The following is a 504-nucleotide window of genomic DNA, read 5'->3' on the forward strand; positions in this document are numbered from 1 at the left end:
CGCTGGCGCCGCTGCCGGATGGCGGCTTCGCCTCCACCGGCGAGGACGGGCGCGTCGCGCTGTGGCCGGCCCGCCCGGCCGGCGAACCCGTCCGCGTGCTGGAAGGCCATACCGAGCCGGTCGCCGCCCTGGCCCTGGCCCCCGACGGGCGGCGCCTGGCCTCGGCGGCCTGGGACGGCACCGCGCGGGTCTGGGACTTGGCGACCGGCACGGCCCGCGTGCTGGAAGGCCATCGCGGCAACGTCAACGGCGTGGCGTTCCGCCCCGACGGCACGGTGGCCACCGCCGGCTTCGACGGCACGCTGCGCCTCTGGCCCGAGGGCGAGACGGACAAGATCCTGGCCGAGTTCGGCTTCCCGCTGAACACGCTCGCCGCCCTGCCGGACGGCACGCTGGCGACCGGCGGCGTGGACGGCCTGCTGCGCCTGGTGGCGCCGGACGGCGCCGTGCGGGAGGTGCGCGCCGGCGCCCGGCCGATCGTCGCGCTGGCCGTCGCGCCGGATG

At 79.0% G+C, this 504-nt stretch carries 1 protein-coding gene; it reads left to right on the forward strand.

What is annotated here, in order from left to right; all coding sequences use genetic code 11:
* Nucleotides 1–504 (forward strand): WD40 repeat domain-containing protein (locus tag OZN99_RS33395; protein WP_408612013.1); only part of this gene is annotated, 504 nt, incomplete at both ends.

Source organism: Falsiroseomonas oryzae, assembly GCF_027856955.1.
GTDB lineage: Bacteria > Pseudomonadota > Alphaproteobacteria > Acetobacterales > Acetobacteraceae > Falsiroseomonas > Falsiroseomonas oryzae.